The organism is Pseudomonas sp. CGJS7 (assembly GCF_036961695.1).
On record NZ_JBAMDI010000211.1, the window covers coordinates 1 to 11,562 of the forward strand.

Below are 11,562 nucleotides of genomic sequence, written 5' to 3' on the forward strand. Positions count from 1 at the left end.
GAGTCTAGACCGATCCCGCCGCCGCGCGCGCGCGCCGGCCCGGTGGCCTGTAGTTTTGGGCAAGCCGAAATCGGGCGGCGAACCCGCGCGCGCAGCTGCCGGCAAGGCGATCGGCAAAACCGTCGCCGCGCGCACCCCCGCGATGCGCTCAAAACGCGTCCAATACGTGGAGTTTTCGGCAAGCGCACGGCGATCGGACCGCCGTCATGCATTGCCGATCCGGCACCCGCGCGATGTAGTCAGCGCCATTGCACTGGCGTAGGCTCAAGCCACCCCAGCCGCCGCGAGGGATACCGATGAAGCTCAACATCAACGGCGCCGAGCATGAACTCGATGCCGCGCCGGACATGCCGCTGTTGTGGGCATTGCGCGACCTGCTGCATTTGACCGGCACCAAATTCGGTTGCGGAATCGCCCAGTGCGGCGCCTGCACCGTCCACGTCGACGGTTCGCCGCGACGCTCCTGCGTCACTCCCGTGTCTTCGGTGGAAGGCAAGAAAATCCTCACCATCGAAGGCCTGTCGGCCGACGGCAGCCATCCGGTGCAACGCGCCTGGGCCGAGATCGACGTGGTCCAGTGCGGTTACTGCCAGTCCGGACAGATCATGTCCGCGGCGGCGTTGCTGGCGAAGATTCCCAAGCCCAGCGACACCGATATCGATCAGGCGCTGTCCGGCAACATCTGCCGCTGCGGCACCTATCCGCGCATCCGCGCGGCGGTCAAGCGCGCGGCCGAACTCGGCGCAGGCGCTGCGGTCGCGCTGGCGGAGGATCCCGCCGCGAAGCTGACATTGCCTTCGATCACCGTGCCGGCGCCGAGCGCCTGAACCCAGACATCCGCTGCGCCGGGCCGCGCGTTCGCGTCGCGCCCGGGTAGCGTTGCAAGGAGGTGGCTGTGAATACCATCGATGCGTCCTCGCGACGCCGGTTTCTCAAGAGCGGTGCGCTGATCGGCGGCGGACTGGTGGTCGGTTTCCTGGTGCCCGGGGCGAAGCGTTTCGCCGAAGCCGCGCCGGCGACCGCCGCCGCGGTGTCCACCGGCTTCGCGCCCAACGCATTCCTGCGGGTGGGCGAAGACAACACGGTCACCGTGTTGTTGTCGCATTCGGAAATGGGCCAGGGCATCTGGACCGGCCTGGCGATGCTGATCGCCGAAGAACTCGATGCGGACTGGTCGAAGATCAAGGTCGAACACGCGCCGGCCGCACAGGCGTATGCGCACACCGCTTTCGGCATGCAGATGACCGGCGGCTCCACCAGCACCTGGTCCGAGTTCGACCGCTACCGCCAGGCCGGCGCCACCGCGCGCGGCTTGCTGGTCGCGGCCGCGGCGGCGCGTTTCGGCGTGCCGGCGGCGCAGGTGCGCACCGAAAACGGCGTGGCCATCGCCGGCGACCAACGCGCCAGTTACGGCGAATTGGCCGCGGCCGCGGCCAAGCTGCCGGCGCCGAAAACGCCGCCGACGCTGAAAGAAGCCAAGGACTGGAAAATCATCGGCAAGCCGACCAAACGCCTGGACGGCCCGGAAAAGATCGACGGCCGGGCCAAGTTCGGCATGGACATGCACTTCGACGGCTTGTTCACCGCGGTGGTGGCGCGCGCGCCGGTGTTCGGCGGCACGGTCAAATCCTTCGACGCGAGCAAGGCCAAGGCGGTGCCCGGCGTGCGCGACGTGGTCCAGGTGCCCAGCGGCGTGGCGGTGATCGCCGATCACTACTGGGCCGCCAAACAAGGGCGCGACGCGTTGGCGGTGGAGTGGGATGCCGGCCCGCATGCGGGCCTGGACACGCACAAACTGCGCGAGGAATTCCGCGCGCTGGCGGCGACGCCGGGCGCCATCGCCAGCCAGGCCGGCGACGTCGCCGCCGGGCTGGCCGCGGCGGCGCGCACCCTGGAGGCCGAGTACAACGTGCCGTATCTGGCGCACGCGCCGATGGAGCCGCTGAACTGCACGGTCAAGATCGATGGCGAGGGTTGCGACATCTGGACCGGCACCCAGTTCCAGACCGTGGACCAGAACGTCGCCGCGGAAATCACCGGGCTCAAGCCTGAGCAAGTACGCGTGCACACGATGTTCCTGGGCGGCGGCTTCGGCCGGCGCGCCACCCCGACCGCGGATTTCGTCCGCGAAGCGGTGCATGTGGCCAAGGCGGCCGGCAAGCCGGTCAAGACGGTGTGGTCGCGCGAGGACGACGTGCGCGGCGGCTACTACCGGCCGATGTATCTGCAACGCGCGCGCATCGGCCTGGATGCGCAGGGCCTGCCGGTGGCGTGGGAACACGCCTTGGTCGGGCAATCGATCATCGGCGGCACGCCGTTCGCGGCGGCGTTGGTCAAGAACGGGATCGACGTGACGTCGGTCGAGGGCGTGGCCGATTCGCCTTACATCAAGGCGATCAAGGATCACCGGGTCGATCTGCACAGCCCGCAGACCGGCGTGCCGGTGCTGTGGTGGCGTTCGGTCGGTCACAGCTACAACGGCTTCGTGATGGAGAGCCTGATCGATGAGCTGGCGTATGCGGCGAAGAAAGACCCGGTCGAGTATCGGCGCGCGTTGTTGAAGGAGCATCCGCGGCATCTGGCGGCGCTGGATCTGGTCGCCGACAAGTCGCGTTGGGGCTCGCGCCCGCCGCAGGGCCGCGCGCGCGGCGTGGCGGTGCACGAATCCTTCGGCAGCTATATCGCTCAAGTCGCCGAGGTGTCGTTGGTCGATCGGCCCGGCGGCGGCAAGGACATCCGCGTGCACCGGTTCGTCTGCGCGATCGACTGCGGATTGGCGGTCAACCCCGACGGCGTGCGCGCGCAGATGGAATCGGGCATCAACTTCGGCCTGGGCGCGGCGCTGTACAGCGCGCTGAGCTTCAAGGACGGGCGGGTGCAGGAATCGAACTTCCACGACTACCGGGTGTTGCGCATGGACGAAGCGCCGGAGATCGAAGTGCACATCGTGCCCAGCGCCGAGAAGATGGGCGGCGCCGGCGAGCCCGGCACCGCGCCGGTCGCGGCGGCGGTGGCCAACGCGGTGTTCGCGCTGACCCAACAGCGGCTGCGCGAGCTGCCGTTGCGGCTGCAGGCATGAGGAGACCGACGATGCGCGCAATCGCCACCGCTTTGACCGCCGCCCTCGCGCTCAGCGCCTGCGGCGGTTCCAAGATCACCCCGGAGCAGACCGAGCAAGCCGTGGCCGCGTTCGCCACGGTGCAGAAGGTGTTCCAGCATCCGCGTTGCCAGAACTGCCATATCCCCGGCGACCAGCCGCTGCAATTCGACGCCGGCCTGCCGCACGCGATGGGCGTGGTGCGCGGGCCCGAGGGCAAGGGCGCGGCGGGCCTGCCGTGTTCGACCTGTCATGGCGAAGCCAACCTGCCGGCCAGCTACGGGCCCAACGCGCCGCCGGGCGCGCCGCATTGGCAACTGCCGCCGCCGCAACACAAGATGGCCTGGATCGGGCTGCCGGCGCCGAAGCTGTGCGCGATGATCAAGGACAAGCAGAGCAACGGCGGGCGCGATTTCGCGGCGTTGATCAAGCATGTCAGCGAGGACAAGCTGGTGCTGTGGGGTTGGGCGCCGGGCGGGAATCGTCAGCCGGTGCCGGTGCCGCATCCTGAGTTCGTGGCGGCGTTCAAGACGTGGGCGGATGCGGAAGGCCCCTGCCCGAAAAGCTGAAGCGCTTGCGCTCTAAAGCCCCTCTCCCGCTTGCGGGAGAGGGGGTGGGGTGAGGGCGCGCGGCGCGACGAAGATTGCGAAAGAGCAAAAGCATTCGCGCCTTCGGCGCTCACCCCCTCACCCTAGCCCTCTCAGCCTTGCACTCCCTTCGGTCGCCGCAAGCGGGAGAGGGAACAAATGCGCCGCGTACCGAGCCCCTCTCCCGCTTGCGGGAGAGGGGTTGGGGTGAGGGCACGCGCCGCGACGCAGATTGCGCAAGAGCAAAAGCATTCGCGCCTTCGGCGCTCATCCCCTCACCCTAGCCCTCTCAGCCTTGCACTCCCTTCGGTCGCCGCAAGCGGGAGAGGGAATAGATGCGCGGGATAGGAACAGATGCGCTAGGTACGTCGCATTCAAACGTGCGGCGCATCGCAAGCATCCCCACAATTCTCGCTCTCGATCTGCAAGGTGCAATGCTCGATCCCATAACGCTCATCGAGCAACGTCGACAACTCCCGCCGCAACGCATCGCCATCCACGCCCGGCGCAATCACCAGATGCGCAGTCATCGCCGGCGTATTCGAAGCCAACGACCACACATGCAGGTCATGCACATCGCGCACGCCCCCAGCGGACGTCAGCAACGCGCGCAACGCATCCAGGTCGATATCCTTGGGCACGCCCTCCATCAACACATTGCCGGCCTCGCGCAACAGCGTCCAGGTGCGCGGCAACACCCACAGGCCGATCAGCACCGCCAGAATCGGATCGACCACGGTCCAGCCGGTGAAGCGGATCACGATCGCGCCGGCGATCACCGCCACCGAGCCGAGCATGTCGCTCCACACTTCCAGATACGCGCCTTTCATGTTCAAGCTCTCGCCGCTGCCGGCGCTGAGCAAACGCATCGCGATCAGGTTCACGATCAGCCCGAGCGTGGCGATCACCAGCATGCCGGTGGTGGCGATCTGCGGTGGCTCGCTGAAGCGGCCGACCGCTTCCCACAAAATGTAGCCGGCCACCGCGAACAGCATCAGCCCGTTGGCCATCGCGCCCATCGCCTCCATCCGCGCGTAGCCGAAGCTGCGCTTGGCGTCGGGCGGTTTGCGGCTCAGCCGCACCGCGGTCAGCGCGATCATCAGCGCGACCGTGTCGGTGCCCATGTGCGCGGCGTCCGACAGCAACGCCAGGCTGTTGGTGAGGAAGGCGCCGATCACCTCGGCGATCAAAAAGCCGCCGGTCAGACCCAGCGCCCACCAAAGGGGTTTCTCGTGACGGATCGCGGTCGTGCCGTGGTCGTGTCCGCTGCCCATATCCCATCTCCGGTTATGCGGGCCGCGCTGCCTCGGCAGCGACGGCCCATTCAAGCGCACCCGGTGTGAGCGGCGCGCGTTTGCCTGCTCCGCGCCGGCTCAGTGCGCCGGCGCGGCTTGCGGCGGCGCCTGCAAGGCCGGCGGCTCGCCGCCTTGCTCTTCGGCGTCGCGGCGATGCAGCCAGCGGTACAGCACCGGCAGCACCAGCAAGGTCAGCAGGGTCGAGGACACGATGCCGCCGATCACCACCGTCGCCAGCGGCCGCTGCACTTCCGAGCCCGCGCCGACGTTGAACGCCATCGGGATGAAGCCCAGCGAGGCCACCAGCGCGGTCATCAGCACCGGCCGCAAGCGGCCGAGCGCGCCGTCGACGATGGCGTTGTCGAGCGGGTCGCCTTGCTCGCGCAGCTTGCGGATGAAGGCGATCATCACCAGGCCGTTGAGCACCGCCACGCCCGACAGCGCGATGAAGCCCACGCCGGCGGAGATCGACAACGGAATCCCGCGCAAGGCCAGTGCGATCACCCCGCCGGTCAACGCCAGCGGCACGCCGCTGAATACGATCAACGCGTCTTTGGCCGAACCGAAGGCCATGAACAACAAGGCGAAGATCAGCACCAAGGTCACCGGCACCACGATCGCCAGGCGCTGGCTGGCCGAGATCAATTGCTCGAAGGTGCCGCCGTAGCCGATCCAGTAGCCTTCCGGCATTTTCACCTGCGCGTCGATTTTCTGCCGCAACTCGCCGACGAATCCGCCCAGATCGCGATCGCGCACGTTCGCGGTCACTACGATCCGGCGCTTGCCGTTCTCGCGGTTGATCTGGTTGGGGCCGAGGATCGAGTTGATCTTGGCCACTTCGCGCAACGGCACCGTGCGCGGCGCGCCGGCCAGCCAGGTCGCATCGCGGCTGGACTCATCGCGGTCGCCGCTGGCGGCCGGCAGCGGGATCGGCAGGTCGGCCAGCGCGGCCGGGTCTTGGCGCAAGCCTTCCGGCAAGCGCACCACCAGGTCGAAACGGCGGTCGCCCTCGAACAACTGGCCGGCCACTTCGCCGCCGACCGCGGTCGCCACCGTCTCCTGCACCGCGGCCGGGTTGAGCCCGTACACCGACAACGCGCGCGGGTCGGGTTCGATGCTCAGCATCGGCAGGCCGGTGACCTGTTCGGTCTTGACGTCGGCCGCGCCGGGCACCTGCTTGGCCACCGCTTCGATCTGCTGCGCGACCTTGAGCAATTGCTGCAGATCGTCGCCGTAGACCTTCACCGCGACATCGGCGCGCACGCCGGAGATCAACTCGTTGGTGCGCATCTGGATCGGCTGGGTGAATTCGAAGTTGCTGCCGGGCAGGGTGCCGGCGATGGCTTCGATCTCCTCCATCAGCGCGTCCTTGGGCTTGCTGGGGTTGGGCCACTGGTTGCGCGGCTTGAGCATCAGGAAGGTGTCGGCGACCGAAGGCGGCATCGGATCGCTGGCGACTTCGGAGGTGCCGATCTTGCTGAAGACGCGTTCGACCTCGGGCATGGCCATGAACGCCTGCTCCATGGTTTTCTGCATCGTCACCGACTGGGTCAGGCTGGTGCCGGGGATGCGCATGGCCTGCACCGCGACATCGCCTTCGTCCAGGCTGGGGACGAACTCGGTGCCCATGCGCGTGGCCAACACGCCGCTGACGATCACCAACGCGGCGGTGCCGGCGACCACGATCGTGCGGCTGCGCAGCGCCCATGCAAGCGCCGGCTCGTAGCGCCGCTTGATCCAGGCCATCGCCCGGTTCTCTTTCTCGGCCACCTTGCCGCCGAGGAAGATCGCCACCGCCGCCGGCACGAAGGTCAGCGACAACAGCATCGCGCCGGTCAACGCCAGCACCACGGTGATCGCCATCGGGTGGAACATTTTTCCTTCGATGCCGCTGAGCGCGAAGATCGGCAGGTACACCGCGGTGATGATGCCCAGGCCGAACAGGCTGGGGCGGATCACTTCGGCGGTGGCCGATGCGGTCAGATCGTGACGCTCCTCATCGGTCATCTCGCGGCCGAGCAAATGCTGCTGCTCGCCGAAGCGGCGCAGGCAGTTTTCGATGATGATCACCGCGCCGTCGACGATCAGGCCGAAGTCCAGCGCGCCCAGGCTCATCAGATTGCCCGACACGCCGCCGCGGACCATGCCGGTGATGGTGAACAGCATCGCCAGCGGAATCACCAGCGCGGTGATCAGCGCCGCGCGGAAATTGCCCAGCAGCAGGAACAGCACCGCCACCACCAGCAACGCGCCTTCGACCAGGTTCTTGGACACCGTGGCGATGGTGCGGTCGACCAGCGAGGTGCGGTCGTACACCGCATTGGCGGTCACGCCCTTGGGCAGGCTGGCGTTGGCGGCTTCGAGTTTGCTTGCGGCGGCTTGCGAGACATCGCGGCTGTTGGAACCGACCAACATGAAGACGGTGCCGAGCACGACCTCATGACCGTTCTGGGTGGCCGCGCCGCTGCGCAGTTCCGGGCCTTCGCCGACCGTGGCGACATCGCGGATGCGGATCGGCACGCCGTCGCGGCGGTCGAGCACGATCTCGCCGATCGCTTCGATCTTGGCGATCTGCCCCGGCACCCGCACCAGGAACTGCTCGCCGTTGCGTTCGATGTAACCGGCGCCGACGTTCTGGTTGTTGGCGGCCAACGCGGCGACCACATCGCGCTGAGTCAGATTCAACGCGCGCAACCGCGCCGGATCGGGAGTGATGTGGATCTGCCGCGCGTAGCCGCCGATGGTGTTGACCTCGGTGACGCCGGGGGTGTTGCGCAACTGCGGGCGGATCACCCAATCCTGCAGCGTGCGCAGGTCGGTGGCGGTGTAGGCCGAACCGTCGGGCTTGCGCGCCTTAGGGTCGGCGTCGACCGTGTACATGAAGATCTCGCCCAGACCGGTCGCGGTCGGCCCCAGTTCCGGTTCCAGGCCCGCGGGGATCTGCGATTTCACCTGCTGCAATCGCTCGGCCACTTGCTGGCGGGCGAAATACAGGTCGGTGCCGTCTTTGAAAACCACGGTGACCTGGGACAAACCGTAGCGCGACAGCGACCGCGTGTAGTCGAGCTTGGGCAGGCCGGCCAACGCGGTCTCGATAGGGAAGGTGACGCGCTGCTCGGCTTCCAGCGGCGAGTAACCCGGCGCCTGGGTGTTGATCTGCACCTGCACGTTGGTGATGTCGGGGGTGGCGTCGATCGGCAACTTGCCGAAGCTCCACACCCCCAGGCCGATCAGGGCCAAGGTCAACGCCAGCATCAGCCAGCGGTGGCGGATGGCGAAACGCAGGATGCGTTCGAGCGCTCCGACGTTCGCCTCCGGCGCGGTCGGCGTCGGCACGGGCTCAGTGCTCATGCGAGGCCCCCGCTTTTTCGATGTCGGCCTTGATCAGGAAACTCTGCTCGACCACGATCTGCTCGCCGGCCTTCAAGCCCGACAACACTTCGGCGCGGCGCGCGTCGCGGCGGCCGAGCTTGACCGGCCGCGCGCTGTAGCGCTCGCCGTCGCGCACGAACACCACGTCGCTGTCGTCCATGCGCTGCAGCGCGGTCAGCGGCACGGCCAGATTGACCGGCAGTTGTTCCACCGTGACCCGCGCGCGCACCGCCGAACCCGGACGCCACAGGCCGTCGGCGTTCTTGATCGAGGCGCGCGCGACGGTGCTTTGGCTGGCGGTCGCGGTGCCCGGCAGGATCCGGTCCAGGGTGGTGTCGACGCCGTTGTCGTCGCCCATCCGCATCACCGTCACCGGCAAGCCCGGGCGCAGGTGCGAGGCGTCGGCGCCGAACACGTGCAGATCGACCCACAGCGTGGACAGGTCGGCGATCTCGAACAGCGCCGTGCCTTCCACCGCGACCTCGCCGACCGCGGCGTTGCGCGCCAGCACCACGCCGGAAATCGGCGCGGCGATCGAGTAGGTGGTCAGGCTGAGATTGCTGTCGATGGTGGCCAGGGTTTGCCCGGCGCTGACGCGGTCGCCGACGTTGGCGCGCAGCGAGCGCACCGGGCCGGGATAGCGCGCGGTGATCCGCGCCACCCGGCCTTCCAGCGGGGTGATCAGGCCTTGCACTTCGTGTTCGTCGGCGATGGTGCCGGCGCCGACCGCGGCCACGCCGATGCCGGAGCGGCGCGCGATTTCGTTGGCGATGACGGTGCTTTCGGCTTTTTCTTCGGGCTTTTCTCCGGCGGCTTCGCCGTGACCGGCCTCGCCTTCGCCTTCGGCGTGTTCGTGACCGGGCTTGGCTTCGTCGGCATGGCTTTCGGCCGCGCTTTCGCTCTTGGCCGCGGCTTTATCGTTCGAGCCGCCGCAAGCGCTCAGACTCAAGGCCAACAGGCCCGCGGCGATCAACAGTTCGGGCTTCATCGGGTGGCTCCTGAGGCATTGGGCGAGGCGGCGACAAGGGATTCGCCGGTGAGGCGCTGGATTTCGATCAGCGCCAGTTGCGCGTCGAGCGCGGTGTCCAGGCGCTGTTTGCGCACGGCCACGCTTTCGGCCTGCAGCAGGGCCAGTTCCAGGTAGCTGATGGCGCCGGCGCGGTAGGCGTATTCGGCGGCTTTTTCGGCGCGTTCCAGCCGCGGCAGGACGTCGTCCTTGAGCCGCGCGACTTCCAGCGCGCCGACCCGGTAGCGGCCGTGCGCTTCGATCAGGGTCGAGTACAGCGACAGGCCCTTGGCTTCGCGCTCGGTTTCCAACACCGCCAGTTCGGCCTGCGCGCCGCGGATGCCGGGCTCGGCGCGCGCGCGCGAACCCAGCGGCATCGACACGCTGCCGATCAAGGCCATGTCGCCGCCTTCCTGCAAACGGCGCACGCCGACTTGCCAGCTCAGATCCGGCGTCGCCTCGCTCTGGGCCAGGCGCACGCGCGCCTCGCCGATCCGGCGTGCGTCGTTGAAGCGCGCCAGTTCCGGGGTGCGGTCGAGCAGCGAGGACAAGGCGATCGCGTCCTGGATCGGCGGCAAGGCGTAGGGATCGCCGGCAACGGTGGCGAAGCCGGGGTCGCGTTCGCCCCACAGCGCCGCCAGATGTTGCCGCGCGACCAGCAGGGCTTGCTCGTTGCGGGTGCGTTCGAGTTCGGCGCGGGCCAGCGCGGCTTGCGCGGTCAGCAGACCGGACTCCGGCGACGCGCCGGCTTCCAGGCGTTGCCGCGCCGCGGCCACGCTGCGCTTGCGTTGGGCGATGTCGAACTGGGCCAGATCGATCCGCCGCTGCGCGGCGACGATGGCCAGATAGCGGCGCGCGGTCTCGGCCAGCAGGTCCATGCGCCGGGCTTCGCGATCCACCGCGAGCGCGTCGATCCGGCTTTGCGCGAACGCGCGGCGCGCGTCGAGCTTGCCGCCGCGTTCGAACACCGAGGCCAGGCTCAGGGTGATCTCGGCGCCTTGCACGCCGCTGACCGGGCCGGTGCCCAGCACGTTGTCGACCGCCACGCCGGCGACCCACGCCGGCTTCTGCGCGGCGATGTCGCGTTCGGCCTGCAGCACCGAGCGTTGCCCGCCGAACAAGCGCAGGTCGGGGTGGTTGTCGTCGATGCGCGCATAGGCATCGTCGAGGGTGAACACCGAACCGGCGCGCGGCGCGGCGGTTTGAGTGCCTGGAGGGGAAGGTGAGGCAAGGGGCGACTGCGCCTGTGCCGAAAAGCACAGCGCAGCCGTCAGCACGGCCAAAGCCGCCGGACGCAACCGCATGGGGGTATCTCCTGAATCGCTATAGACGCCGGCGCGTTCGCTGCACAGCGATCGCGGACGCGGCGAGGACGGGCCTCAGCCCGGGCCGGCACGCAGCCGGCGGCGAATCAGGCGATGGGCGGACGGAACGGCACCACCGTCGGGGTGGGCACGAACGCGGTCGCAAGGCCAGGCAGCGGCTGGGCGGGGGAGGGGACCAGCAATCCCAGCTCGATGCGCGGCAACAACGCGGCCTGCATCGCGCAGCAGTGGCTCAGGTGCCAACGGGTGTCGCCGCAGCCGTCGGGGTCTTGTTGCGGCTGGCCGTCGGCGTGGCGGACATCGTCGCCGCGATCGTGTTCGGCGGCGAAGGCGACGGCCGGTGCCAGTTCGGCGATCTCGCTGGCGAACGCCAACACCGGCTTGACCACCATCACGGCGATCAACACGCCGAAGACGAGGTAGCGCAGGACATTGACGAGGGCGGACGGGCCGGGCATGGCGCGATGATAGGAGGGCCGCAGCGCGCAATACAATTTCAGCCGAGCGTTTTTCGTTCAGGTCCGAGTGCGGTCGCGCTCGATTGGCCGGATTGCGCATCGCCGCGCCGCGCCCGCTGCGGCCATAATCCGCGCCGCGCGGCAGGAGGCCTGGCAGCGTGGACGCGGTTCGGTCCACCAGGATAGGCAAGGGCGGTGCAGTACCCACGTCACATCCTGTGCCTAGCCTGCGCGCGGATTTCGCAGTTCCGCGGTACAGGGGGTTTTGCAGTGAAGGTTGTGACCAAGCCGGGGCGCATCGCCGCCGCCGGCCTGTGGCTGGGTGCGGGCGGCGATGTTGTCGCTCCGGTCGGCGCCAGGAGCGCCGTCGTGGCCGCGCTGTTCGGCGCGAGTGTGTGTGCGTTGTTGAGCGCTTGCGGTTC

General features: G+C 68.5%; 9 protein-coding genes. 4 read left to right on the top strand and 5 right to left on the bottom strand.

The features are described from left to right. The 4 genes from V7787_RS50565 to V7787_RS50580 form a co-directional block, all read left to right on the top strand. Positions 1-262: hypothetical protein (locus V7787_RS50565; RefSeq protein ID WP_336095080.1), on the top strand; the 262-nt coding region annotated here is incomplete at its 5' end. A 34-nt stretch (positions 263-296) separates the two neighbouring features. Then, on the top strand, positions 297-827 hold the full coding sequence (locus V7787_RS50570) for a (2Fe-2S)-binding protein (protein WP_442965379.1): 531 nt from the start codon (positions 297-299) through the stop codon (positions 825-827). Positions 828-895: 68 nt separating this feature from the next. Then, a complete protein-coding gene (locus V7787_RS50575; RefSeq protein ID WP_336095081.1) occupies positions 896-3,079 on the top strand; it encodes a xanthine dehydrogenase family protein molybdopterin-binding subunit in 2,184 nt (727 codons plus the stop codon). Positions 3,080-3,090: 11 nt separating this feature from the next. After that, positions 3,091-3,666, top strand: a complete 576-nt coding sequence (locus V7787_RS50580) for a hypothetical protein (protein ID WP_336095082.1) — start codon at positions 3,091-3,093, stop codon at positions 3,664-3,666. A gap of 392 nt (positions 3,667-4,058) precedes the next feature. Here the strand turns inward: V7787_RS50580 and V7787_RS50585 are convergent, their stop codons facing one another. The 5 genes from V7787_RS50585 to V7787_RS50605 all read right to left on the bottom strand — a co-directional run bounded on the left by V7787_RS50585 (position 4,059) and on the right by V7787_RS50605 (position 11,140). Beyond that, positions 4,059-4,958, bottom strand: coding sequence for a cation diffusion facilitator family transporter (locus V7787_RS50585; RefSeq protein WP_336095083.1), 900 nt, complete (start codon positions 4,956-4,958; stop codon positions 4,059-4,061). 99 nt (positions 4,959-5,057) lie between these two features. Then, a complete protein-coding gene (locus V7787_RS50590; protein WP_336095084.1) occupies positions 5,058-8,330 on the bottom strand; it encodes an efflux RND transporter permease subunit in 3,273 nt (1,090 codons plus the stop codon). After that, the gene (locus V7787_RS50595) at positions 8,320-9,339 is read right to left on the bottom strand and encodes an efflux RND transporter periplasmic adaptor subunit (RefSeq protein WP_336095085.1); all 1,020 of its coding nucleotides are present in this window, start codon (positions 9,337-9,339) and stop codon (positions 8,320-8,322) included. The genes V7787_RS50590 and V7787_RS50595 overlap by 11 nt, the downstream gene beginning before the upstream one ends. Then, the gene (locus tag V7787_RS50600; protein ID WP_336095086.1) at positions 9,336-10,661 is read right to left on the bottom strand and encodes a TolC family protein; all 1,326 of its coding nucleotides are present in this window, start codon (positions 10,659-10,661) and stop codon (positions 9,336-9,338) included. The genes V7787_RS50595 and V7787_RS50600 overlap by 4 nt, the downstream gene beginning before the upstream one ends. 107 nt (positions 10,662-10,768) lie before the next feature. Then, a complete protein-coding gene (locus V7787_RS50605) occupies positions 10,769-11,140 on the bottom strand; it encodes a hypothetical protein (protein ID WP_336095087.1) in 372 nt (123 codons plus the stop codon). Between the last annotated feature and the right edge of the window lie 422 nt (positions 11,141-11,562).